Source organism: Stomatobaculum sp., assembly GCF_057248925.1.
Window position 1 is genome coordinate 73,315 of the sequence record NZ_DBHIHF010000002.1, and the last position, 25,336, is coordinate 98,650.

A 25,336-nucleotide genomic window follows, 5' to 3' on the forward strand; every position below is an offset into this window, starting at 1 on the left:
CCCCATAATGTTCCGATATACAAGATGCTACTTACTTTACCGTAAAGTTATACTCAACATTGAAGTGTGCTCTTTTTCCGCTATTACGCCCTCCGTTCTCCTTCACATAAAGCTCCATAGGAACCGTGAACCCATTCACTAAATCTTCTTCTGTAACTTTGTAGGTTTTGGTCACCTCTCCTGTATCCGGTGTATCATCTTCTTCGACAAATTTGGCATGAAGCTTTATGGATTCTCCGGCAGAGACAATATATTCACCTCGCGTAATTTCACCGTTAATTTCAGTCGTATAACTCCATTCGTCTCCTATGTTGTTATCATCATCTCTGGTGTAGTTTACCCTGAGATTCATGAGCTTCTTTGATGGATTTACTGTCACTTCCGTCGAAGAAAATATTCCGTTATAGGCTTTTGCTGTAATAACAGCTGTTCCTCCCTTAATTCCTGTAACGGTACCGTCTTGATCTACACTTACTACGGATGCATCGGATGTATCCCATGAAACCTGTTGATTATCGGCATTTTCAGGAGAAATGATTGCCGGAATCTTAATACTCTGGCTTAGAGCTAACTCCCCGACGGAGCCATCCAAGTCTATTTTCTCAACTTCAATCGGTTGAGGCACAGTGACTTTTAGCTTTTCAGAAGTGATTGTTCCATCCTTTGAAGTTGCATATACATAGGTCTCACCGGGATTTACCGCTTCAAGCGTGTAATACACATCACTGCCGGACGTTCTTAAGGGCGATATTTTGACAACTTCCGAATTTGCACTGACAAACGTCACATCGCCATCACTTGGATCATAAAACAAGTCATTTGATGTGACCTTTACTTTTCCACCGACACCTGTTTCCCCGATTTTTACAGTTATGCCTTCACCATTGCCAAACGTGATTTCGCTGATTTTGCTCTTCTCTCCTTGGAACACAGTTGATTGCTCAATCTGTGAAGAACTATGATTTGTTGATTGATCGTTTTTATTTGCAACCGCAGCCATAATTAGATAAACACTCCAAGCTGCAACTATAAACCCGTACTTCTTACCGGGCGTCATTTCCTTTTTTCGAAGTAAAAGGATTGTCAATGGCAGCGGAAAAATGCTCAGCCATCCAAGCACCCACAGCAATGTGTTCCTCTTCTTAGGTCCTCCTGTATCCCCCATGCTTCCTCCCGTATCCCCCATGCTTCCTCCCGTAGTTCCTCCTTCTGATGTATTAGAAGTTTTCCTCTTGCCTTTACTTTCCTTCACATAAGATATTCCGGTTCCGGGAACAGACAGCGTTGTTTTACTTCCGCCATTTGCTCTTTTTGTTATTCGTGCTCCCTTTGTCCCGATGCTGTACCCGACTCCGGATTTACTGAGGTTGATTTTTGCTCCGCCGCCTAAATTTATGCTCTTTCTAAACCTAAGACCCATACCTCTCCCCCTTTACATCCCCTTAAAAACAAGTGCTTAAGAAATGACCTATTACCGTGTCGTTAAACTCGGATTTCTGCAAATCGAATTTGCTTAATCGATTTAGATTCCGTGTTTCGCCTCTATTTCTTAACTTTCCATTACGTTCTGCCGCTTTTTAATATTTACAACATCCCCCCCAACGCTTTCATCCCCGTATCTCTGTCTATGTTTTAACTTTACCACCTCACCTGTCCCAATTAACGGACTCAATCATCACCTCACTTTACCCCGCTAAGATTTTTCCACGAAAAAAGCAGCTGCTAAAGCAACTGCCCTATCCATCTCGCAAGGTTAGCAAACTGTTTCATCTAACCCTTCGATATTCTTACCGCTCGTGTAAAGCAAGAGCAACGCACACACTGCTTCCTCGCGTTTAACCCCACGCCTCCCTGCATAGATACTGCCGGAATACACTCGCTTACGGAAACCTGCTCCTCATCCCCCATGCAATTCCACGGAAAGGTAATTGTGCTTGACCGCCGTCAAAAAGGTTTCCAAAATATCCGTCCGCCGCAGTTTGAGCGATGATGTATTCACGCAGGGATGGCAGCCAATGTACTCGTCCCGAAAAAGGTCCTGATCTACGAGGAGTTGCACCTTGTGCTCATTGTCGTTCATAAGCCCCATGACACTCACCGAACCCGGGAAGAGTCCCAGATATTCGACCATCTTTTCGGCCGGGGCAAAGCTTAGGCGTGCGGAACCGATCTGCGCGGATAGTTCCTTGGTCTTAAAAGGCTTGTCCCCCGGCATCATCAGAAGATAAAAAGCGGTCTGCTGGCGGTTGCAAAGAAACAGGTTCTTACAAATGCGGCAGTTTAACACCTCGTCTATGGCCGCACAGACCTCCATGGTCTCGGCGGGTGCGTGATCCGCGCGCACATACGGAATGTCCAGTTGATCCAATAAATCATAGACCGCAAGTTCCCGCGCGGTTCTCTCGGCGCAGTCCTTGGGTCTGCCATGTTCTACATGCAAAGCGTTTTCCTCTTATTCTTCAAAATAATATATCCATACCATGATAGCGCATTTACCGCGCTGCCGCAAAATCAAAGTGTCTGTGGTATTTCTGCTTTTTTCCATGTAGTATGGACATAAAGCGGCTGCCGGAGACGGCAGTGCAGCTTACAACAGGAAAGGGTAACAATGAATACGGAACAAAACGGACAGCGGGCCGTCCGCCTGGACTTACTCAAAGCTCTGTCCATAACTTTGGTCGTCTTCCTCCACAATGCGCAGCTGAATCCGGGCAGTGTGATTGACAACGCCTTTATGATGCTCTGCACGAGCGCGGTTCCCGTCTTTTTCATGGTCACGGGTGCCATTCAATTAAACCGGACAGGCAGCATAAACTACAGGCGACATCTAGCCTCAATCGGCCGTTTCTACGCGCTTGTGATCTGTTGGAAAGTGCTCTATGCGGCTTTCATGCACTTCTTTTACGCGGTGCCGATTGACGGCAGTCTCTCGAATCTCGTGAATTACATCTTTTTCTTTCAGGAAATCCCGGGCGTCAGCACAGGGCATTTCTGGTATTTTCAGGCGCTGATTGCCCTGTATTTCATCCTGCCGCTATTACACCTCTGCCGCGAGAAAAAGCTCCTGCTCTATCTCATGCTGTTGCTCTTCGTTTTCTCCTGTGTGACCTTTGATCTGGTTTTATGCTTCCGGCTACTGCAAAAAATATCCGGAAAGCATATCCCGGATATGATGCTGCTCACGACCCTGAGTCCGTTTCATCCGACCTATGCGGTCTATATCCTCTACCTCTTGCTCGGAAAATGCATTTATGAGGAACGCGGAAAATGTGCCCGCTATCGGCGTTTTGCACCGGTCGCCCTTGTGCTCGGCCTCGCCGGACTGCTGCTCATCAAATATCTGCAAAGCGGTCTATGGTCCTGGCAGGGGGTGCACCTTGTGAGCGGTTACTATTACGCTTCCACCATGCTGATTGCCGCGGGACTCATGCTTCTCTTTGTCGGCCGGACCGCTGTCTCCGCACCGGAACAGTGGATCGGATGCGTCATCGGGCATCATACGCTCGGCATTTTCTTCTTACATCTTTTACTTTACACTGTCCTTGACCATACGCTCTATCCGCGCATCCGCGCTTGGAATTCCTGGTATCTGAATCTCCTCGAGAGCCTCGCTATTGTCATCCTCTCCGCGCTCTGCACGATTCTGTTCCGACAAGGAGTCCGGGCTTTTACAACCTTTTTCGGGCGCAAGTTTTGAGGCTCCGCTGCGGTAACAGCACTTCTTACCATGCCGCTTCGGTTTTGACCTTCCCATTCACCCCTTCTGTTTTCTTTCCGCTCAGTATCTTCGACGTATTCGATTGACGCTGTCCATGATTCATAGCAAAGCCCCCGCCGAGTCTCTTGACCCGGCGGGGGCTTCCACTTCAACTATTTGCTTTTACACACTTGCTTTTTATCACTCAACGCTCAAATAACTTCTTATATTCCCCGTAGCCCTCTTCTTCCAGCTTATCATAGGGAATAAAGCGGAGGGAGGCGGAATTAATGCAGTAGCGGAGGCCGCCTGTCTCGCGGGGGCCATCGTTAAAGACATGACCCAAGTGCGAATTTCCCTCTTTGGAGCGCACTTCCGTGCGAACCATGCCGTGCGAACGGTCGGTGGTCTCCTTCAGTTCCTTTCCTTCAATCGGCTTGGAAAAAGCAGGCCAGCCGCAGCCGGAATCAAACTTATCGAGGGAGCTGAACAGCGGCTCACCGCTCACGATATCGACATAGATTCCCTTCTCAAAGAAGTCATCGTACGCCCCGGTGAAGGGGCGCTCGGTCGCGGCGTTCTGCGTGACCTCATAGGAGAGATCACCAATCTTTTTGCGGAGCGTCTCCTTGCTCTCCTCTTCCGCAAGATGGAACATCTTCTGCGGAATGTGGCAGTAGCCATCCGGATTTTTATCGAGATACTTCTGGTGGTATTCCTCCGCCGAATAGAAGTTTTGGATGGGTGCCAGCTCAACCGCGAGCTTTGTTCCGTACTTTGCCTCCTGCTCGTCATAAACCGCCTGAATTTCCGGAAGCTGGCTCTGATCCGCATAGTAGATACCAGTGCGGTACTGAATGCCTTTGTCATTTCCCTGCTTGTTTACGGAAAGCGGATCGATTACCAAAAAGTACTTATCGAGCAGCTCACGGAGCGAAATCTTATTCGGGTCATACTCAATCTTCACGGTCTCTGCGTGTCCGCTGCTGTCGCAAACATCCCGATAGGTAGGAGCACTGTCCGGCCCGTTTGCATAGCCTACCTCGGTCGCACGCACGCCCGGGAACTGGTCAAAGTACTTCTGTAAGCCCCAGAAACATCCGCCAGCGAGATAGATGGTCATTTTACCAGTTCCCCCGTCCATGTCATGACGCCGCCAAAGTTGTAGACCTTCCGATAGCCGAGCTTTGATAATTTCTCCGCCGCAAGTCCAGCCCGATGTCCACTGCGGCAGTATATTAAAAGCACCTGATCCAAATCCTTCAGCATTTCCGGTCTCGTTCCGTTGATTTCCTCGTTCGGCAATAACACCGCACCCGGAATGTGACCGCTGTCATACTCCTCCTTGGTGCGCACATCGAGGATGATGTGACCGTCGTCCTGCTTCATCATCTCCCGCGCCGTATCCTGATCGATTGTCTGATAGCCCATGGCCTCCTGTTCCTCCTTGCTCTCGCCTGTTGTGCTCATCGAAGCGCTGCTGCTTGTCTCGGCAGCCGCCATCGATACCGCACTTTCTGTTGCCTTACTTGTCTCCGCAGACTCGGCCTTCTTCCCGCAGGATACCAGCAGCGGCAGTGCAAGTGCCGCAACAACTGCGAGGAGGTAGCGTCTCCTCTTCATGGCTTTCTTTCCTCCTTTTATCGTATCGCTTGCTCAAACTTTCGCTCTGATGCATCAATTTCGAAATTGGTTCGAAATTCACTTATAGTATACCACTTTGGTCGGAAAATGGAACTGTGATTCAAAGGTACTCTCTATCTGTATCTGCTTTCTGTTTCTTGTCCTTCAACTGTTCCAGTAGATACACGAATTGTTGCACCTGCGCTTTCCGGCTTGCCGGTGACGCATTTGTCTGTTTCGGTGTGTGATCTGACTGTTCCCGTATCTTACGGATCTGTTCCGCGATATCCCCAATCCCCCAACGTTCATCGACATCGTAGTTGTATTCCTTGATGCGGTGATAGGCGATCTCCTGCCACGGCTCGAGTGCACTGCCGTCCCTGCTTACAAAGAAGCCGGAATCCATGTAGCGGATGATAACATACTCCGAGTCCTTCCGGTCAAAGCCCCTGCCCTTGCTAAAGTCGATGCCCTTGCCGGTGTTCCGGGTCACAGCGGCCTCGAGGAGCGGCAGGGTAATCTCATTTATCGGAAGCTTCATATTCGGCATATCGAAAAAGCCGCCCTTTGCCTTCGTGTAAACGCAGAGTTCGCCCTGTGCTCCCTTGCTCACGCACTTGACTCTCTTGATATCCGCAAGCTTCACTTGATGCTTGGCGCCTCTGATGACACCGTAGGAGAGGCAAATTCTTTGCTCGCCCGGCGTTTCGCCGAGCTCCGTTTCGAGACTGAACAGATTATTCGGGAATTCCGCTCCCAACTTGCTCGCGGCAAAGGCGATGAGGAGTGGCTTGGACTCGCGAATGTTGTGGGCATTGTCACAGGGGATGGTATCGATATTCAGCTCCGGCAGGCTCATATCCCTCATGTTCAGGTCACAAAGGCGAACTTTGTAGCCGGCATTTTGGCTGCAGTAGTCCGTCAAATCCAGCGCTCCGATTTCCGCGAACTTCACATCCGCATTAACCTTGCCGTTTAGGCTCTTATAGCTGAAACCTTCCTTTGCAATCCGGACGGTATACCCGGCACCTTGCGGGCCTTTGTTCGAAAACTCCATGGCAGCGCCGTTATCAAAATATGTCTTCATATCTTCTCCTCTTTATTCCACATCCGGCTTCGCACACAGAAGCGCGTCGTCAATGGGATTGCGCACACAGGCTCTTTTTCTGAAAGAGAGGCCATCCTTGCGTCCACGGGACTCCGGAATTCAAATGTACCAGACCGGAAGTGCAAGGACATTTTCCCGCAAAACACCGGGCTCCGGGCAGAGGCAGACCACGGCGCCCATGCCGCGCTTCTTCTCCGGAATGGTATCGAGCAGCTGAAACGCCGCCGTCATATCCGCCTTCGGTCTGCTGCTCTGTTTGATTTCCACCGGATACAGAATGCCGTTCTCCTCGATGATAAAATCAATCTCAGACTCAGTTGTAGACTTCAAATCCCGTCCGCGATAATAGGAGACAAAGTAGCGGTAATCGAGACCGCGGTTTGCATAAGATTTTAAAATCTCCGAAATCACAAAGGTCTCAAAAAAAGCGCCGCTCATTGCGCCGTTTGCCAGTGTCTCAACCGTGAGCCATCTGGTCAGATAGGCAGCGAGGCCCGTGTCTCGGAAATAAAGCTTCGGCGTCTTGATGGCGCGCTTTAACACCGAGGCGGTGTATGGCTCTAAGAGGTAGATGATGCCCGACGCCTCAAGGATTGAAAGCCAGCGCTTCACCGTATCGGCATCCTTCCCGATTTCTCCTGCGATGTTGCTGTAATTCAGAATCTCACCCGTTCGCGCCGCACAGGCAATCATAAATTTTCGGAACGCATCCAGATCCTGCACCGCCGAGAGTTCGCGCACGTCCCGCTCAAGATAGGTCTTCACATAGCTTGAGAAGTACATCTGCCAGTCTACGATCGCACCCTGCACGCCCGGATACCCGCCGCGGTGGATGTATTCCCAGATATTCTTCGGCTTGACGACTGTCTTTTGCCGCTCCCGCAGATAATCAAGGCCCGGCACAAAGGGCGCGCTGAAGCTGTCGCCCGTCAGTTCCCGGAGCGATAAGGTCGAAAGTTCCAGAACCGCCACTCTTCCGGCCAGAGACTCGGAGGCGAGCCGCATCAGCGAGAAGGGCTGCGAGCCCGAGAGCAGAAACTGCCCCTTTGCCTCGCTGCCATCGCAGTGCAACTTCAGGTAGCGGAATAAATCCGGTACCCGCTGCACTTCGTCCATAATGACCGGAGGTTCATGCAGCATCATAAACATCTCCGGATTTTCCTTTGCCTGCTCCTCGAGAAAGAGGTCGTCAAAGGAGAGCTGTTTCCGCTCCGGGAACAACTCTCGCAAAAGCGTTGATTTTCCCGTCTGTCTCGCACCGGTAATCAGCACCGCCTTGAAACTTTGCGCCGCTTTGCACACCACATCTTCAATCTGCCGGTGAATGTACTCCATACGCTCCCCCTAAAATATTCCGAATTTGATTCGGTATTTATTCTAGGATAGCACAACGCCGCCGGTATAGAAAGAGCTCTTCGCATACAAAAGCAGCTGCCTCTATCGAAGCAGCTGCTTTCCCTTATCACTGTGCACTTATTTTCCTTGTATCTCTCAGCCCATCTTCTCGCCCCAGTGCTCGTTGACATCGTAGTTATATGCCTTGATACGGCGGTAGGCGATCTCCTGCCACGGCTCGCGGAAGCTGCCGTCTCCGCTTACAAAGAAGCCGGAATCCAGGTGGCGGATGATGATGTACTCCGAGTTCTTCTGGTCAAAGCCGTTGCCCTGGCTAAAGTCGATGCCGTTGCCGGTGTTCCGGGTCATCACGGCCTCGAGGAGCGGCAGGGTGACTTCGCTCAGCGGGAGCTTCATATCCGGCATGTCGAAGAAGCCGCCCTTCGCCTTCGTGTAGACGCAGAGCGTGCCGAGCGCACCGTTGCAAGCGCACTTGACTCTCTTGATATCCGCGAGCTTCACCTGATGCTTTGCGCCTATGATGACGCCGCCCGAGAGGCGGATGATTTTTTCACCCAGCGTCGCGCCGAGCTCTGTCTCGAGGCTGTCCAGATTGTTCGGGAATTCAGCCCCCAACTTGCTCGCGGCAAAGGCAAGGAGAAGCGGCTTGGTCTCGCGAATGTTGTGGCCGTTGTTCCAGGTTCTGGTGTCGAGATCCAGCTCCGGAACGCTCATATTCTTCATGTTCAGGTCGCGAAGCAAGACTCTGTAGTGGAAGTTCTGGCTCCAGTAGTTGGTCAGAAACAGAAAACCGATCTCCGCAAACTTCATATCCACATCGACCTTGCCGTTCAAGCTCTTATAGCTGAAACCGTCCTTCGCAATCCGGAGGGTATGGCCCGCACCGAGCATGCCCTTCTCGGAAAACTCCATGGTAGCGCCGTCATCAAAATATGTCTTCATCTCTTCTCCCCTCTATTTTGCTTCCGGCCAACTCACAGAAGCTCGTTGTCAATGGTATAGCTCATGTAGGCGCCCTTCTTAAAAAGACCGCCCTCCTTTAGACCCCAGGCAATCGCAGAGCAGGCAAGGCGCTGCGACTCTTTCTTTTTGACGCTCCGCGAGGTAAGCAAAATGCCTGCCGGGAAGAGTTTCGCAATCAGGAAGCTATAAAGGGAATCCGTCTCTCCTTTTTCCGCCTGCTTCGTGTGGAAGCTCGGATTGGTATCCCACCACTCGTTCGGCTTACAGAAGGAGCAGACCGCACGCATCTCGCTTGTGCCGAGGTTCTCGGCGCAGACCGCGCGAACCTGTTCGAGGTCCTCATCGGCAATCACACCGTCCGTGATCGAGTAGGCGTAGTAGGCGTTTGCAAGGCCGTCGTTATCGTCCTCGGTCTCCTTTAAGAGGTACAGATTCGACACGCCGCGCTTTGCGTACTTCTTCCACTTGCCGCCGATGTCTCGAAACGCCTTTCCGCTGTAGCGCGCGGAATCCCCGCTTTCCAGCGCGCGGCGCAGTTCTTCGAGATCCACGTCCTTCTTTTCCCACTCGTCAATCCAGTTGATACGTAAGTCTGACATGACTTTTTCTCTGCCTCCTTGGCTTTCCGGATTACCCTACCGTGACTATGGTTCACATCCTTTTTATTATAGAATTTTGCCTTGAAAATCTCAAGCTAGCGCGCCTGTTTCAGCGCTTTTTCTAAAGTACCGGCTTCCAAACCGGCAAGTGATACGGCATTCTGAATCACAGCTTCCGATTAGCTGTATCCAGATCACCGCCTTTCGCTTCCGATCACACATTTCGCCAAAGATTTCGCTTCCGAAAGACGGATAGAGCCGCTCCGGTTTTCTGCCGCTCTGCTTTCTGCTCTTTCTGCCTTTTCCCATACGCTACACCAGGCCTTTTTAAACCTTGCCCCGTCAGAGTTCCGATGTCGTTCCCGTGATATTTTCCGCCGCAGTCCCCGCCGCATTCGTCTCGGTGTTCCCGAACCCCAGTTGCAGCCCGAGATACAGGATTACACCCTCGCGAAACACTCTTGGGTCGTAGCCGGTCAGCGCGTGTATTTTGTCGAGCTGGTACTGGAGCGTGTTCTTATGGATGTATAGCTTCTCCGCCGCTGTCTTTAAGCTGCAATCTGCGGCAAAGTAAACCGCTAAGATGTGTCTTTCTTTATCGCTCAATTTCCCGAGTGTGCGCGTGGCATAGCTCTCGCGAACCGCGACCGGAATGGAGCCGCTCAGCAGTTCCAGATCGAGCTGCTCAAAATCCGCGTAGCCGCCTCTCTCATCGCCCGCGCGGGCCGCAATCTGTGCCTCCCGGAACGAGCGGTACTGGTGCACCAGCTTGTGATCCGCCCCCACGCCGACCGAGAGGATTTCCCGGAACTCCGCGGCGAGCCGCTCAAATTGCTGCTGTCTGGGCGGATAGTCGCCCCTCGGCAGTATCAGAATATACTCATTCGGGAAGCGGAAGGTATAGAGCGGACTTCCGGTCTCACGAAACACGGTCAGTATTTTCTGCTCCACCATTGAGAGGTTCGCGGGGTTATAGCGCGTCGAGAGCCGCACGAGCACGGTGCGGTAGCGCACTTCTTCGCTGAGACCGTGGGAGGAAAGGAAGTCTAAGTAAAAGCCGTGGTTCATGGGTTTCCCGGAACTCAGCGCCCGCACCACATAGTCGGTCTCGACCTGTGCATTCCGGTTTCTCGCATCGTATTCCTGCTCGCGGAGCAAAAGCGCCGTGATGCGCTGGGCGAGGTAGGCATACTTTCTCACTTCCTCGGGGACGCCGGTGATGCCGATGACCGCGACTATGGTTCCGTGATGCGAAAAGGGCAGGTTCACGCCCTGCTGCGTGCCGTAGAAGCTGTCGTTCTCCATGACCTCAATCGGCTGTCCGCCCTGCGCCGCACGGTGCCCGATTTCATGGTAGGTTCCCACTCGTTCGGGGTTCGTGCTCGCAAGTATGCTGCCGTCCGGCTGAATGAAATTAACATCGTGCCCGCAGACATCTTTCACGCTGTCCACAATCTGCTGCGCCGTCTTTTTGCTGATTTCCGCCATATTTTTGTTCTCCGTACCTAAAACTTTATTCTCAGTATATCACTTCCCATTCTCTGTAACATAGACCATGTTCGGCGATTCCGCTATTCTTACTACAGTTCGACAGCACAGGCTGTCAGTAGGCATCCGAAAACAAAACAAGGAGGAAACGAGATGAAAGTAGTGGTCGCCATTGATTCTCTCAAGGGGTCTCTCAGTTCTCTTGAGGCGGGCGATGCAATCCGCGCCGGAATTCTCAGGGCGGACAGCAGCGCCGAAGTCCTGGTGCGCCCGCTCGCGGACGGCGGCGAAGGCACAGTGGAGGCGCTCACCATAGGTATGGGAGGCACCCTGCAAGAGGTGCGCGTCACAGGGCCGCTCGGCGCGCCGGTCACTGCGGTCTACGGCATTTTGCAGGACGGCAAAACCGCAATCCTCGAAATGGCTGCGGCTGCCGGCATCACCCTCGTCGATGAAAAGGAGCGCAACCCGCTGAATACGACGACCTACGGGGTCGGAGAGATGATACGGGATGCGATTGCGAAGGGTTGCCGCCACTTTATTGTGGGCATCGGCGGTTCCGCGACGAATGACGGCGGCATCGGCATGTTGCAGGCGCTCGGCTACGGGCTCCTTGACAGCGAGGGCAAGCAAGTTCCCTTCGGCGCCAAGGGCTTGCAGGTTCTGGACCGCATCACGGATGAGAAGGTCATTCCGGAACTTGCGGATTGTACCTTCCGCGTGGCCTGCGATGTGACCAATACGCTCTGCGGCGATCAGGGCTGCAGCGCGGTCTTCGGCCCGCAGAAAGGCGCCGATCCCGGCATGATCATGCAGATGGACAAGTGGCTCGCCTACTATGCGACACTGGCGCGCGAAAAATACGAGAAGGCGAACCCGCGGCAGGCGGGAACGGGCGCGGCGGGCGGCCTCGGCTTTGCCTTCTTGACCTTTACCGACGCGCAGCTCGAATCCGGCATCAAAATTGTGCTTGAGGAGACCCGCCTCGAGGACTATGTGAAGGATGCCGACCTCGTGATTACCGGCGAGGGGCGGCTCGACGGACAGACTGTCATGGGCAAGGCGCCAATCGGCGTGGCACAAATCGCAAAGCAGTACGGAAAACCCGTCATCGCCTTCGCGGGTGCGGTCACCCAGGATGCGACCGCCTGCAACGCGCACGGCATCGATGCCTTTTTCCCGATACTGCGCCGCATCTCGACGCTCCAAGAGGCGATGGAGCCCGACAATGCAAGACAGAATATGACAGATACGGTCGAACAGGCACTGCGCCTGTTCCTGCTCAAATAAAAACGGAGGTTTCCCATGGACTTACAATTCACGACACTCGGCGCACTGATCGGACTGGTCGTCGCCATTCTCCTGATTATCAAAAAGGTACAGCCGGCCTACGGTCTGATTCTCGGCGCCTTAATCGGCGGATTGATCGGCGGCGGCGGGCTCGCGGGCACGGTCTCCACGATGGTGAGCGGCGCAGGCTCCATGATGTCCTCGGTGCTTCGCATTCTGACCAGCGGTATTCTGGCGGGCGCACTCATTAAAACCGGCGCAGCGCAGAAAATCGCAGAGACCATAGTCGACACGATAGGCGAAAAGCGCGCCGTTGCGGCACTCGCGGTCGCGACCATGATTATCTGCGCGGTCGGCGTGTTCATCGACATCGCTGTCATCACGGTTGCGCCGATTGCCCTTGCAATCGGTGAGCGCGCCGGCCTCTCGAAGAGCGGCATACTGCTCGCGATGATAGGCGGCGGCAAGGCAGGCAACATTGTCTCCCCGAACCCGAACACCATTGCCGTGACCGAGGCCTTTCAGCTTGACCTCACGGCTGTGATGCTTAAGAACCTGATTCCGGCGATCTGCGCACTCATCGCAACCATAGTCCTTGCTTCCCTGCTCGCAAAGAAGGCGGGCGACGGCATTTCGCAGAACGATCTCGAGGCGGCACCGGCAGAAAAGCTCCCGAATGCTCTGCAGGCGTTTGCGGGCCCGCTGACTGTCATTGTGCTCCTCGCGCTGCGTCCGCTCGCCAAGATTTCGGTGGATCCGCTGATTGCGCTTCCGCTCGGCGGTCTGGTCTGCATTCTGGTAACCGGAAACATCCGCAACCTGATTCCCTACACGGACTTCGGCCTCTCGAAGGTCATCGGCGTCGCGATTCTTCTAATCGGAACCGGCACGATTGCGGGTATCATCAAGGCTTCCGCGCTCCAGAAGGATATGACCACACTGCTCAGCGCCATGAACATGCCGGCTTTCATCCTGGCACCACTCTCCGGTATCCTGATGGGAGCCGCGACCGCTTCCACCACCGCAGGCTCCACCGTTGCCTCCCAGACCTTCTCGGGCACCCTGCTCGCAGCAGGTGTCCCCGCACTCTCCGCTGCGGCTATGATTCACGCAGGCGCGACTGTGCTTGACTCCCTGCCGCACGGCTCCTTCTTCCACGCGACCGGCGGCTCTGTCTACATGGACATCAAGAACCGCATGAAGCTGATTCCCTTCGAGGCACTGATCGGACTCACTTCCACGATTGTCGCTGTCATTCTGTATCTTGTGACGGCGTAAGAATTCGGCAGGCACAAAAAATAACGGCACAATAATAGCGGATGCAGCTGACTAAAATCAGTTGCATCCGCTATTTTTGATTCCCTGTTTTCTCAGTTCTCGTTCTGCGTATGTTCGGACAGCCATTTTTTCGCCTGTTTACGCAGCCAACTCCGCCGGTAAAGCGTACTCACCGTGACCGGCAAGACAGCAAACGGAAACATCATGATTACACCGACGGTCGCAAGCGTCGTATAGTGTACTCTGCCCTTTGCGCGCGCAATTTCATTGACAAAATCCGCCGCGCGGTCAATGAGCGTTCCGCCGCCGAAGAAACGAAGCAGCGCATACTCCGCGATAAAGATTCCGAGACAGATCACTATGATGGGAATCGTAACCCGCCCGCAGAGTTCAATTTTCTTCTCCATGGGAATTTTCTCTTCCCCCGGTATATTCCGAAACCAATTTTCCGCACGTTCTTCCTTGTTCATCTCTCGTCCCCTCTTCACACGGTCAAGCGGCATTCCGCCTGTATCCCTTCATCCCGATTGCGTATGTTGCCGCCGCTCTTGTTCTCGCGGCGTTTACTTGTCTCCGATCGCAACGAGGTGCAGGCGCTTCCTCCCACGAAATGCCCCTATCGTTTCTCCTGCACTCTTCTTTGCGCATGCATTTCACATGGCTTTCCGTTTCAGCTCTCCGTATCGTAGACCAGCTCGCCGCTGTAATAGACTTCCAGCGACATCTCAATCAGGCTGTTGTCATCCGGCAGTGTAAGGTAGCCGCTGTAGGTGAGTGTGTGGTCGCCATAGAGCTCGTCGACCAACTCAAAACTGTACTCGGTATAGCGCTCCAAAAAGTGCTTGAGCGACATGCGCTTCCCTTCGAACGCTCCGCGCTCTTTCTCCGGGCGCAACAAAAGAACCGCCACAAAATCGGGGTCTACATCCTCAATCGTAAGGCTGCCCTCCTCAAAAAAGAGGCACACGGAAGTCCCCGCATCCGCAATTTCCTGCACGATTCTGTCATGCAGGCTAAAGGGTGGCTTAATGGTGGGACGATATCTCGTAATCATGTCGCACCTCCGGAGTATTTGTCCTGCCTTCGCTCAAAGCCGAGGAAACGTGTTCCCTGAAAGCTCAACTGTCCGCGGTCACCTTCGGCCGACATTCCGTAGACCCTGCCGTCCACGTTAAACTCCGTGCGCTCACCGCTCTCTGCCTGAAAGGTGAGGAAATACGCGGTATTCGTACTCCCGACCGTGTTGGTGCCGCTGTGTCCCCAGACCGCGGTTCGCTTTCCCACGAGCACGGCGGAAACCGTTTGTTTCGGGGACCGGTTGTTCTTGTGCCAAGTGTCTATGCCCTGCACAACTCTCACGATGATTAAAACAAGGGCCAAAATAAAAATCAGAGAAAATACCGCGGCGAATACACCGCCGGCCAAGAAGATGTCGTCGTACATACGTTTCTCCCTTCCGCTTTGCTCTTACCGTTTTCTTCCTGTCTTGATTGATTTCCGCTTTGGATACGCTGTTTTCTCACTTTCCTCTGAACTGCTTGCTGATAGGTAGCAGCGCCGTATAAAGGGGGTGATGTCAGCGCCGGACTCCAAATAGCGAAGCAGAATCTCTGCGCAGGCGCGGCTGTCGCTGTCCGCCTTATGGTGATCCAGCGCAATGCCGTAGTACTCGCAGAGCACATTTAACTTGTGGCTCATTCCGGGCAACAGGCGCTTTCCCATCTGTACCGTACAAAGGTAGGGCACCTCGGGCTTCCATACGATTCCGTAAGCACTCAGGCATTTCCTGAGTACGCCCATGTCAAACACGGCATTGTGCGCAACCAGAAGCCCGCTCTCCATGAGCGGCGCAATCTCCTCCCATACCTTGGGAAAGGTCGGTGCGTGCTGCACGCTCTCCGCGCTGATGCCGGTGAGCTGCACATTGAAATAGTCGAACTGTGTCTCAGGATTTACCAAGGTATAATAGGAATCCACCACGACACCGTCTTCCATTACGGAAATGCCTATGGCACTCATGCGGTCGCTGAAACGGTTCGGTGTCTCCACATCAAAGGCAATAAAACGCGACATACTTACCTCTTTCTATCACTACACGCTAAACTTATTATAGCCGATTCTACGGGTTTCCGCGACTTGTCCGCCGCACTAAGGTTTTACACAGACGCACACATTCGACTCTGTTTTTCAACTCTGTTTTCGACTCTGTTTTTCGACCCAGTTCTCTCCCCCGCCGCAGCCCTGCTGCTTCTCTCTCCTCCGTAAAGCCTGCTCCGAAGCGCGTCTGTTTTCCCCTTTTAGTCTCTAGCGCCCTTATAGGGTCTTATACCGACTCAACTCTTTGACACGGCCAAAAAGCGGCGGAACGCGCTTCATTGCGCTTCCACCGCTTTTGGCCCGCTTGCTGATTCCGCTTCTTTCTCCGCAAGCTCAATTCTGTTTGCCGAATTCCGGCGCAGGCATAAGTCCCGCTTCCGTCAAACGTAACACGCGCGTACAAACCTCATCGATATATTTTCTGTCGTGGGAGATGCTGATAACAGCCCCCGGAAACGCGGCCAACAAGCTTCGAATCACAGGCCCCGAGAGCGGCGAAAAGTTGCGGGTCGGCTCATCGAGTATGAGGACATTCGCATCCGAGAGGCTCATTTTGAGAAGTAAGACCTTGGCCTTTTGTCCGCCGGAGAGTTCCCGCATGGGGTGATCCATCTCCTCTGCCGTGAATTTAAGCGCTCCCAAATAGGTACGAATTTTGGTGCGCACTGCCTTATCGCCGCTATTGTCCAGGAAGTCGACCGGGGTTCGATCTAATTCCAACAGATCCTCGTAGTTCTGCGGCATATACTGCGCGCGGAGATCTTTTCGCGCGAGCAAAGCCGCCGCAATTCCGCGCAGCAAGCTCGTCTTTCCCGCGCCGTTCTCGCCTATGATGCAGAGCTTTTCGGGCCCTCGCAGCTTAAGGCAGATGTCTCTCGCCAACAGACGCTCACCGTCCGGCGTTTTCAGTTCCGCGAGGGCATAGTCAATCACCGTTTTCCCCTGCGGCATCACTGTCGCCTCACCGCCGAGCCGAAAGAAGATAGCTTCCTCCTGCTCCGGCATTTCGGTCATCTCTGCGTCTTCCTTTTCGAAGCGCTTCCCCATGGCTTTTACCGCGTGCATCTTGTCTTTTAAGTTCTTTCCCTCGCCCGGTGCCTGCCGGGAAACACTTGATAACGCCCGCTCCACCGAGTTGTGGAGCCGCGCGTATTTTTCATCTCGGATCCTTTTCTCCTTGCGCTCGTTCTCCGCCTGTTGGGTCTTTCGCGCAAAAAGTTCCGCGCGCTGCTGCCGGTAGCGGGCGTACGTGTCTCGCACCACCGCATAGCGGCTCTCGCTTTTCCGCTTGAGCTGCTCTAAGTGAATCACCACCGTCGCTGTCCGCTCAATCAAGGTTTCATCGTGCGAGGTGAAGAGGACAATGCCTTCCCACCCATTGATCAGGCTTTCCAATAATTCGAGCGTGGCAAGATCTAAGTCATTCGAAGGCTCGTCGAGCAGGAGTATAGTAGGCCGCTCCAAAAAGATACGGAGCAGTTGTGCCTTCACCTTCTCACCGCCGGAGAGTGTGTCCATGCGCTGTTCTCCGTAAAAAAACTCCGGTGAAAGGCGAAAGCGTGCGGCGAGCTCCGAGAGTTCCTTCGCACTACAATCATAAAACGCATCCGAAGCCGAGAAAAATTCATAGACCGAATTCCCTTTCAGTTCCTCCGGCAGCTCCTGTGGTAGGTAAGCAAGTCGCTCCGCGCCCAAGATGCGTTCACCCCTGCACTCCGCATAGGCCGCGACAAGGACAGGGTCAAAAATCCACTTGAGCAGGGTAGACTTCCCGTTGCCCTCCTCGCCGACGATAACCGCCTTGTCGCCTGTATTCAGCACCAGGTTAAAGTTCTCCAGAATGACACGCAAGTCACGCCGATGTTCTATGGTAAGGCTCTTGATTTGGAGCATGGCCAACCTCCTCTCTGTCACTTCCTGTCCTCATTTTCCGGCACGCCACAGAGTCTGTCAAGGCGAACCCGCGCAACAAAAAGCGCTGTCTCGTTCTCACGAAACAGCGCTTCAAAATTTCTGTTTTTGCTCTCGTACAATGAACTCAGGATCCGAGCATCATCACGAGCAACTTCGGCAGAATCACAAGTCCCACCGTCGCAACCGGCTGGCAGGCAGCATAGAAGGAAGCCACCTTGTCATTGCCCGTCACGGTAATCAGCGCATTTAAGGACGGCGCCGAAGTCATAGCGCCCGTCGTTGCGCCGAGGGCACCGAAGAGCGGCATTTTGCAGAGATATCTCGCCACCACATACGCGAAGAGAATCGCGACCACGCTCATGAACGCACCGACCAGGAACAGCATAATGCCATACTGCTGCAGCGTCGACACAAACTTCGGACCCGCACCTGCACCGTTCTGCAAAAGGAACCATGCAATGCCGAGATCGCGAAGCGGCATCAGCGTCGACTTCGGCGCGGTCAGCTTAATCTTGCCGCAGTGGCCGATTGCCGAGACAAAAATACCTGCGATGATAGCGCCGCCGCCTGTGCCGAGCGAGAAGGTCGTGCCGCCGCCGAGCGGAACCTTGATGGCACCGATCAGCGCGCCGAGCGCAATCGCAACGCAGACTACGAACACCCCCGGGCCGTCGACCGTGAGCAGCGACTTATCGCCCTCGCTCTTCGAGACCGGTGCGTCCGGCAGCTTTGCATTTTCCGCATCGGCATCTGCCTTCAGGAACTTCGGCACCAGCTGAACGAACATCACAACCGAGATAATGCCGAACACATAGGCAAGACCGTAGCCCACACCGGCCGCGGACTTATCGCCGAAGAGCTCCTTGGTCGTCGCAAGACTCGCGGTGCAGGTCATCGCACCTGCCATGACACCGAGTGCAAGGTCAACCGGCAGCTTGAAAATTTTGACCGCCATGATGACCGTACCGCCCGCGGCTACCAGAATCGCAACGGTCGTCGCAATAAAGCCCCAGAAATTTGCCTTCAGATTCGTGACAAACGACGGTCCCGCCGAGAGACCGACACACGCGAGGAACAGTGCCAGACCGGCCGTGCCGATGATGGCCGGCACTTCCATGCCCAGTGCGCCGAAAATCAACGCCATCACCAGAACACCGGATGTGCCGAACTTCACACCTGCAAAATTAATCCTGCCGAATGCATAACCGCATACCAGCGTCAGAAAAATCATGAACACCGCATTGGTGCCCAAACCGTGAATGAAACCCATGACCCCTCCATTTCTTTGTAATGCCCTTCTGAAACTACGGTCATGGTAACACGATATTTCCTGTAGCGTCAATGAATCACCGCAAAATTGTTTGCAAATTTTGCTATTATCTTATTTTAGCGGTGAATGTTGGCATTTGCACTGTATTGTCAATTTTATAACGAAGATGCGGCCACCTCTCGTTTATCAGCAAAGCGCACAATAAATCGATGATTTAATCCGTATTTTATGTATATTTTATCTCTTAAAAAACCTTTTTTGCAACAGGACTGCCGCCAGGGCCAAAAGCGCATTTCCTCCGAGAATCACGACAATCCAGAACAGCGTAGAGGCAAGACTCTGCTCCCGCACCTTTAAAAAGCTGTAGGGTCCCGAGACCAGTCCCGCCGCGTTTAAGAGTATCATGGGCACGGCATAGAGGAGGGTCGTAAAGAGCGCGCGGGAGATGTAAGAAAAGGATGCGAGTTCATCGCCGAAGAGAAATAAAATCAGGGATAAGAACGGGCAGAGAAGATGGCTGAATAGTCTCGTTCCGTCGAGGAACTCATGCGCAAAACCGTTCTCCGGACCGAGTACCAGTAACACCACCGTAAAGGTCACAAGCAGACAGCTTGTCGCAATAAAGCGGAGCAGCGAAATCACCCCAGCCTCGCTCCCTTTCACGTTTCCGCCCCGGAAATAAGTCCAAAGATAGAGCGCCGAAGCTATGCCGCAGAGCAAATTCGAGTCTGTCGTATAAAAGCGGAGCGTAGCAAGTCCTTCGCCCGCAAAGCCGTGCACGACCACCAATAATTCAAAGAGCAAGAGCAGGACGTGCCCAATCGCGATAACCGCTCCCGGCTTGCTCCTTCCGCTATCTCTTAACTCCCTTGCTTGTTTTGTCCGATTTGTCATGAATTCCGTCTCCTTAAAACAGATGTAATGTGCGGCAAAAGAGCATTTCAGTGCCCGATATACGGCAGTTTGAACCAGAATTTATTATAGACAAAGCGAATAGACAACGCAATCAAAGGCGACAAGCAATTCAGGCTTTGCCGAGAAAACGGAGCGCCGATTTTCTCGCCTTTTCAATCGACTCGGACTCGGCCGCTTCCGCTGCCGCGGCGGATATCCACTTCTTTCCGAAGAGCGTCTGTGCCGCCTCTATCAGGATGCCGGCAGCATTCAAGTCGCCCTCCTTCTGTATTGCCGCCGCAAAGGCCGCCTTCGTTTTCTCCCGCAGAACATCTGCCGCCACACCGTGGAACGAGAGCTGCATGAGCGCGGCAGCCGCCCAGGCGCGGCAGAGCGCATCCGAATCGCTCTGCATAGAGTCAATCAGAAGATTGATTTCCGACTCAGAGCCGATCCAACCGAGGGCAATGATTTGCTTTCTTCGAAGCGCGATATCCGAAATTTCCCATCTTGCGGTCAGGAGTGCTGCCAGCTCTTTGGCGCGCGCGGCATAAAAGTCTCTGTGTCTTAGCTGTGAGAGGATTTTGGCGGCGAGGTAAGCGGTATCTATATAAAGACGCGCAGCACTTTCGCTGCCCTTCGCGCAGACCGTCTCTCTCCCCTTTCTGCAGTCCTGTTCACTGTTTCTCCAACAGCCCTGTCCCGCGTCTCGCTGCAGGTTTTTTGCGCCAAGTGTGTCGGTACTTATCTCCCCACCTGCACCCGAACCGACAGCTGCATTTTCCTCTGAACTTGTGCCCGTTTTTGAAGCCGTCCCAAACGCTCTGAGCCGCTCAAGTAAAAAGACAATCCCTGCTTCTCCATGCCGGTCAAAGCTGTTCTCGAGCATAAGCCTTCCGCCCGCCGCCCAATCCTCAGAGATGAGCGCATAGTGATAGGCAAGGTCATCGCTGTTCCCGAGCGCCGCAATTAGCTTAAGCCTCTCCCCGTCCGTTTTGATTTCCTCTGTCAGTTCACGATATGATTTCCGCAATGCCTCTCCCCTTCGATACTCCGTAGCGAATCATCAAAAGCCTGCACCCTTTCGGTGCAGGCAAGCTTTACATCCGGTAAGCGCTACTTTTGCTGTCGCTCCTCAATTCTATTTCTGCTTCTGTTGCTGACACCGTTTTCAACTTTTCTTACCTGACTCTGTTTTCTGCTTCGCTTGCTTAGCGCTGTATCCCACAAGCTGCTCATTTCTTCGCATCACTATGCTTTCTTGTTTTTATCCCCAAACTGCTGTTTCCGGCTACCGCAAGCTAAGGATATCTCTTTATTCTTGCTCCTCACCGTACTCCCGCACATACTCTAAGAAGTAGCGGACACCGAGTTCCAAGGCACTCTCATCGATGTCAAAGTAGGGGCTGTGCTGCGGGTAGCGCCGCGCCTCTTCCGAAAAACCGCCGCCGAGGAACAGAAGGCACTTCGGCGCCTCGTACTTGGCAAAGTCCTCGCCGCCCATCTGCTGTTCCCAGTCGAGAAGATGATCTTTTCCGAAAACTCTCTCGGCTGCTCTCCGCCCCGTGTCCACAGAGGCATCGTCGTTGATGGTCGGCGGCGGTCCCGGGTGATAATCGAGCTGAATCTCGGTTCCGGTCGCCATGGCAACGCCGTCCGCAACGCGGCGCAGCATCGCGGGATAGCGATCTCGTATCTCCGGATTAAAGGTTCTCGCGGTTCCCATGAGGTGCGCTTCTCCCGGTATCACGTTCGAGGTGGTGCCCGAGACAAACGAAGTCACGCTGATCACCGCGGGTTCCAGCGGATTCAGTTCTCTTGAGACCAGGCGCTGCAAGGACATGACCAGTTCCGCCCCCGCCACAATCGGATCCACCGTCTGGTGCGGCAGGGCACCGTGTCCGCCCTTGCCTTTCACGTGAAAGTCAAAGGTATCCGCCGCCGACATGACGGGGCCGTAGCGGAGCGAGGCATAGCCCGCAGGAATCTTACTCCAGATATGCATGGCGATCAGGCGGTCGCAGGCCAAGACTTCCGGTTCATCCTTCATAAGCCCTGCGCCGCTGTCCGCAATGAACTCCTCCGCGGGCTGGAATAAGAGCTTCACCGTAATCGTGAGCTCATCCTCCATCTTCTTTAAGAGCTTGGCCGTGCCGAGCAGCATGGTGATATGCGTGTCATGCCCGCAGGCATGCATACAGCCCTCGTTCACGGACTTCCATGCGACCTCCGAAAGCTCCGTAACCGGCAGCGCATCGATATCCGCTCGTATGCCGAGCACCTTCCCCTTGGAATGCTTCCCCGCTACGGTCGCAATCACACCGGTCTTACAGACCTTCACATAGGGGATGCCGAGTGCATCCAAATACTCGCAAATCTTTTTCTGTGTGTTGAACTCCTGCCAGGACTGCTCCGGGTGCGCATGAAAATAGCGGCGCAGTTCCACGAGTTCTTCGCGCAGCGCAGTTCCCTCTTCCAAAATATCTATCATAAAAACTTACCCCCTGACGTTTCTCTTATCGCGCGGGGACAAACACCGCTTCCGGCTTCCCCGCGCTCATCATGCTTTCTCCGTGTATCGCGTATCTTTAAGATCTTTCTCTGCTCAGAACGGTCCGTAGTGAATCTTGGTCGCGACAATCAAGGCTATCATACAGACCACAAATAACATCGTAATCAAGGGCGTGACAAACTTCCACCATTTCTTTAAGGGAATGCCCGCAATCGTGAGGAAGATGAGCAGAGTGCCGCTCGTAAACCAGAGCGAGTTCGTGAGACCGTCGCCGAACTGGAAAGCGAGTATCATCGTCTGCCGCGTCATGCCGATGAGATCCGCGAGCGGAATCAAAATGGGCATGAGTGCCATGGCTTTCGCGGAACCCGAGGTGATGAGACCGTTAAAAATCGCAATCACGAACATGACCGCAATCGCAGCGACCGGTCCCGGCAGGCTCTTTAAGGGTCTTGAAATGCTGTAGATAATCGGGTCTATGATTCCGGACGCCGTGAGTATCCACTGAATGCCGCGCGCAAGGCCTATCACCAGGGCCGGCACCAGGCCGTCTTTCGCACCGGCGCAGATTGCATTCACGATATCGTTCGGCGCCATGCGGTTAATGAAGCCCGCCGCAATCGCCGTGAAGAGGAAGCAGGCCGAGAGGTCATTCATCGACCAACCGAATTTCGCAACACCTGCGATGGCTGTGATAAAAACCACGACAAAGAAGAGCAGGGAAAGACTCTGCCCGCTGGTCAGCGGCTCCCGCATCTCCTGCGAGTAGTCAACCCGGAACTTGTCGCTGTCTAAGTCCGCGGTGAGCGACTGAATCTTTCCGCTCCGCACACCGCGCGCATAGCGCAGCACATAGAGGATGATGATGATGTCCGCGATGCAGAGCAGAATAAAGCGGAATAGGAAACCCGAGAACATCGGGAGCTCTGCGATTTCATCCGAGATACCGACGGTATACACGCTGGTCGGCGAGAAGGAGAAGCTGATCATATCGATCATCGCCGAGCAGGCAATGCCTGTCATCAGGTCATAGCCGAGTGCCAGGCAGAGCGAGAGCACAATCGGTATGAAGGGCACTATCTGTTCGTTCCAGCCGAGGAAACCGCCCAGTGCGCCGAAAATAATCATGATGAGCACAAGTATCTTCTCGTGTCCCACGCGCTCCGACTTCGATAGGATGCGCGCAACACCCTTATTGAGTGCGCCGGTTCTCTTGTAGACTTCGATACAACCCGCGACCAGCATGACAAGGAACATCATACCCGCCGAGGAGACCAGGCCGTTCGGCACCGCCTGGAAGATGGCCTGCGGTCCCAGATAGATTTTATCCGTGACGTGATAGGAATTCGCAATGACCACCGTGCGCCCGTTCAGCTGCTCGCGCTCAAAGGCACCCGGGCTGATGAAGAGCGAAAGAATGTAGCATCCCACAATGACGAGAAACACAATGACAAACGCATTAATCGAGCCGCGTTTCTTTGTTTTGTTTACCTGTTCTCCCATATTGCACCTCCGCACAACGTTTTGCTTTCCGTTTCCGTCTGATTCCTACTTAATTCCGAAAATCCGCTCCTTCAGCTCTTGTCTCCGCCGCCTCCCTTCGCTGCGCCCGGCGCTCTATCCAAAGACAGCCTCGACGCAAGTGCCTCTTACAATAAAGTCTCACTTTGTAACTTTGCTTTTCTTTATCATATACAGTTTGCGCAATTAATTCAACATTTAAGCGATATTATACAGCATTATTTCCAACTATTATTTTACCTTCCGCATATATATTGTCTATTTATCGACTATAAGCCCTTTTTATCGTCATTATGCTGTAGTTTATCCACAATCCACCTTGTTTCCGCTTCCGCCCCCGCACAGAACCGTTTCATAAAACAAATCGCCTACAAGAGCTTCTGCCGAAACAAGAAGAGCGACAGCCGCTTGCTCCCTTGGGCACGGCTGTCGCTCTTTTTCTTTGTGTTTTGCTGTGTCTTACTACACCGTCAATTCGATTTGATTTCCCTCAAAATCCAAAATGCAGGACTCGTAATACCCGTCCCCCGTGGTGCGCGGCCCGCTGATCACTTCATAACCCGCCGCTCTCAACTGCTCTGTCAGGTCATCCACCTTTTCTTTGCTTCCGAGCGAAAACGCAACATGCGCATACCCCGCGCGAAGCAGCGCCTTTTCCTGTACCGTCAAGTCGGGCTTGGTCATGAGCTCTAAACGCGCGCCGTCCGCAAAGGATATAAAGTAGGAGCGAAAGCCGGTCTTCTCATTGTGATACTGCGCATTTGCGCTTCCGTCGAAATAGCGGACAAAGAACGTCCGCGCGCGCTCCAGGTCGGAGACATAGAGAGCCACATGTTCGATTCTCATGTGCTCACTTTTTCCCGAAGAGCCTTGAAAAGAAACCAGGCTTTTTCTCTGCAGCTTTCTCGGGCTTTTGCTCCTCTTCCTCTGCCGTCTTTGTTTTTTCCGCCGGGGTCTCGTAATGGTGCTTTTCGTACTTCACTTTTTCTATGATTTCTTCCGTTTCCATTCCGCTCGCGGCTTTCACCTGCTCGATTGCGACTTTTTGATAGATGAAAGCACCCTGCGGGTCACAGAGACGAATGTCCGAGTAGCATGTCGACTTGTTGAGATCAAAGGGATTTACCTCCATGACCTCGGCCGCCTCCATGAGACCGCTCTCCGACTCATTTGCCTGACGTAACGAGGTAAGGAATACCTCCAGGTTGTCACCGAAAAATTCCTCGAGGCAGTTCCGAACGCCTGCATCGCTCTCGTAATCCTGAAGCAGGGACTTCACCTGCTCCGGCGCCATGTAGATGCCGGCCGCATAATTTTCACTGAGAATATCATGGTCCGGTTCCGGGATCCACTCCGGCACAAAGCTCTTCCACGGACTGCAGTAGCGCTTCACCTCCGGATGTTCCTCAATGAGAAAAGAGTATGCCGAGCCGCGGACATACTGATATTCCGTGAAGAAACCGCTGACCACCGCCATCCCGTAGAGTATGCCCTTTTCACTGGCTCTCCGGATGTCCCAGGCCGCAACAGTCTTCATGATGTCCAAGTATTTCTCCCCGTAAAATGACTCGTGTTCCGCCTGATACGCCTCCGCAAAGCGCTCCGCCACGCTGCTGTCTCCGTCCTTTAATGCCTTCATCGGCGCAAAGAAGCAGCGCTCCATCTCATCCCTGCGAATCGCATGATAGGTGATGTCAAATCCCATGGTGAACTCTCCCTTCTGTTT

Annotated in this window: 24 protein-coding genes; 3 read left to right on the plus strand and 21 right to left on the minus strand. The window is 53.4% G+C overall.

Translation table 11 applies throughout. From position 1 onward, the window contains the following. Nucleotides 1-31: 31 nt before the first annotated feature. Both ACO4XG_RS00890 and ACO4XG_RS00895 read right to left on the minus strand, forming a co-directional pair. The gene (locus ACO4XG_RS00890) at nt 32-1,420 is read right to left on the minus strand and encodes a DUF4236 domain-containing protein (protein ID WP_308508850.1); all 1,389 of its coding nucleotides are present in this window, start codon (nt 1,418-1,420) and stop codon (nt 32-34) included. Between the two features lie 477 nt (nt 1,421-1,897). Further along, nucleotides 1,898-2,440: a prolyl-tRNA synthetase associated domain-containing protein gene (locus ACO4XG_RS00895; RefSeq protein ID WP_308508849.1), complete on the minus strand. Its 543-nt coding sequence runs from the start codon at nt 2,438-2,440 to the stop codon at nt 1,898-1,900. A 168-nt stretch (nt 2,441-2,608) separates the two neighbouring features. Here ACO4XG_RS00895 and ACO4XG_RS00900 point away from each other — a divergent pair, with 168 nt between their 5' ends. After that, the gene (locus ACO4XG_RS00900) at nt 2,609-3,697 is read left to right on the plus strand and encodes an acyltransferase family protein (protein ID WP_308508848.1); all 1,089 of its coding nucleotides are present in this window, start codon (nt 2,609-2,611) and stop codon (nt 3,695-3,697) included. A 205-nt stretch (nt 3,698-3,902) separates the two neighbouring features. On the opposite strand, the gene msrB is transcribed toward ACO4XG_RS00900, so the two are convergent. The 7 genes from msrB to ACO4XG_RS00935 all read right to left on the minus strand — a co-directional run bounded on the left by msrB (nt 3,903) and on the right by ACO4XG_RS00935 (nt 10,834). Then, complete coding sequence (msrB, locus tag ACO4XG_RS00905; protein ID WP_485129629.1) at nt 3,903-4,841, minus strand: peptide-methionine (R)-S-oxide reductase MsrB; 939 nt, start codon at nt 4,839-4,841, stop codon at nt 3,903-3,905. Continuing rightward, complete coding sequence (locus ACO4XG_RS00910) at nt 4,817-5,320, minus strand: rhodanese-like domain-containing protein (RefSeq protein WP_308508846.1); 504 nt, start codon at nt 5,318-5,320, stop codon at nt 4,817-4,819. Before ACO4XG_RS00910 ends, msrB begins: the two co-directional genes overlap by 25 nt. A 121-nt stretch (nt 5,321-5,441) precedes the next feature. Next, nucleotides 5,442-6,407 carry a hypothetical protein gene (locus tag ACO4XG_RS00915; protein WP_308508845.1) on the minus strand — a complete coding sequence of 322 codons (966 nt, stop codon included), beginning with the start codon at nt 6,405-6,407 and terminating at the stop codon, nt 5,442-5,444. Between the two features lie 120 nt (nt 6,408-6,527). Beyond that, complete coding sequence (locus ACO4XG_RS00920; protein ID WP_308508844.1) at nt 6,528-7,763, minus strand: ATP-binding protein; 1,236 nt, start codon at nt 7,761-7,763, stop codon at nt 6,528-6,530. Between the two features lie 156 nt (nt 7,764-7,919). Next, nucleotides 7,920-8,726, minus strand: a complete 807-nt coding sequence (locus tag ACO4XG_RS00925) for a hypothetical protein (RefSeq protein WP_308508843.1) — start codon at nt 8,724-8,726, stop codon at nt 7,920-7,922. A 32-nt stretch (nt 8,727-8,758) separates the two neighbouring features. Then, the gene (locus ACO4XG_RS00930; protein ID WP_308508842.1) at nt 8,759-9,346 is read right to left on the minus strand and encodes a hypothetical protein; all 588 of its coding nucleotides are present in this window, start codon (nt 9,344-9,346) and stop codon (nt 8,759-8,761) included. 342 nt (nt 9,347-9,688) lie between these two features. After that, nucleotides 9,689-10,834 carry a CdaR family transcriptional regulator gene (locus ACO4XG_RS00935; RefSeq protein ID WP_308508841.1) on the minus strand — a complete coding sequence of 382 codons (1,146 nt, stop codon included), beginning with the start codon at nt 10,832-10,834 and terminating at the stop codon, nt 9,689-9,691. A gap of 153 nt (nt 10,835-10,987) precedes the next feature. Between ACO4XG_RS00935 and ACO4XG_RS00940 the strand changes: the two genes are divergently transcribed. Next, nucleotides 10,988-12,124 (plus strand): glycerate kinase family protein, encoded by a 1,137-nt coding sequence (locus ACO4XG_RS00940; protein ID WP_308508840.1) that lies wholly within the window; start codon nt 10,988-10,990, stop codon nt 12,122-12,124. Between the two features lie 15 nt (nt 12,125-12,139). Further along, nucleotides 12,140-13,402, plus strand: a complete 1,263-nt coding sequence (locus ACO4XG_RS00945; protein ID WP_308508839.1) for a GntP family permease — start codon at nt 12,140-12,142, stop codon at nt 13,400-13,402. A gap of 92 nt (nt 13,403-13,494) precedes the next feature. Here the strand turns inward: ACO4XG_RS00945 and ACO4XG_RS00950 are convergent, their stop codons facing one another. The 12 genes from ACO4XG_RS00950 to ACO4XG_RS01005 form a co-directional block, all read right to left on the minus strand. Next, entirely contained in the window at nt 13,495-13,809 is a 315-nt protein-coding gene (locus ACO4XG_RS00950; protein WP_308508838.1) for a hypothetical protein, read from the minus strand. A 263-nt stretch (nt 13,810-14,072) separates the two neighbouring features. Next, nucleotides 14,073-14,456: a hypothetical protein gene (locus ACO4XG_RS00955; RefSeq protein WP_308508837.1), complete on the minus strand. Its 384-nt coding sequence runs from the start codon at nt 14,454-14,456 to the stop codon at nt 14,073-14,075. Beyond that, nucleotides 14,453-14,845: a DUF2500 domain-containing protein gene (locus tag ACO4XG_RS00960; protein WP_308508836.1), complete on the minus strand. Its 393-nt coding sequence runs from the start codon at nt 14,843-14,845 to the stop codon at nt 14,453-14,455. Before ACO4XG_RS00960 ends, ACO4XG_RS00955 begins: the two co-directional genes overlap by 4 nt. Before the next feature lie 24 nt (nt 14,846-14,869). Then, on the minus strand, nt 14,870-15,475 hold the full coding sequence (locus ACO4XG_RS00965; protein WP_308508835.1) for a 3'-5' exonuclease: 606 nt from the start codon (nt 15,473-15,475) through the stop codon (nt 14,870-14,872). 357 nt (nt 15,476-15,832) lie between these two features. Then, the gene (locus ACO4XG_RS00970; RefSeq protein ID WP_308508834.1) at nt 15,833-17,392 is read right to left on the minus strand and encodes an ATP-binding cassette domain-containing protein; all 1,560 of its coding nucleotides are present in this window, start codon (nt 17,390-17,392) and stop codon (nt 15,833-15,835) included. 145 nt (nt 17,393-17,537) lie between these two features. Beyond that, the gene (locus tag ACO4XG_RS00975; protein ID WP_308508833.1) at nt 17,538-18,683 is read right to left on the minus strand and encodes an aspartate-alanine antiporter-like transporter; all 1,146 of its coding nucleotides are present in this window, start codon (nt 18,681-18,683) and stop codon (nt 17,538-17,540) included. 237 nt (nt 18,684-18,920) lie between these two features. Further along, on the minus strand, nt 18,921-19,577 hold the full coding sequence (locus ACO4XG_RS00980) for a hypothetical protein (RefSeq protein WP_308508832.1): 657 nt from the start codon (nt 19,575-19,577) through the stop codon (nt 18,921-18,923). 130 nt (nt 19,578-19,707) lie between these two features. Next, a complete protein-coding gene (locus tag ACO4XG_RS00985; protein WP_308508831.1) occupies nt 19,708-20,610 on the minus strand; it encodes a HEAT repeat domain-containing protein in 903 nt (300 codons plus the stop codon). A 282-nt stretch (nt 20,611-20,892) separates the two neighbouring features. Further along, the gene (locus ACO4XG_RS00990; RefSeq protein WP_308508830.1) at nt 20,893-22,068 is read right to left on the minus strand and encodes a M20 metallopeptidase family protein; all 1,176 of its coding nucleotides are present in this window, start codon (nt 22,066-22,068) and stop codon (nt 20,893-20,895) included. A gap of 114 nt (nt 22,069-22,182) precedes the next feature. Continuing rightward, nucleotides 22,183-23,592: a YfcC family protein gene (locus ACO4XG_RS00995; RefSeq protein ID WP_308508829.1), complete on the minus strand. Its 1,410-nt coding sequence runs from the start codon at nt 23,590-23,592 to the stop codon at nt 22,183-22,185. 480 nt (nt 23,593-24,072) lie between these two features. Further along, nucleotides 24,073-24,456 carry a VOC family protein gene (locus ACO4XG_RS01000; RefSeq protein WP_308508828.1) on the minus strand — a complete coding sequence of 128 codons (384 nt, stop codon included), beginning with the start codon at nt 24,454-24,456 and terminating at the stop codon, nt 24,073-24,075. Between the two features lie 4 nt (nt 24,457-24,460). Further along, the gene (locus ACO4XG_RS01005; protein WP_308508827.1) at nt 24,461-25,315 is read right to left on the minus strand and encodes a hypothetical protein; all 855 of its coding nucleotides are present in this window, start codon (nt 25,313-25,315) and stop codon (nt 24,461-24,463) included. Between the last annotated feature and the right edge of the window lie 21 nt (nt 25,316-25,336).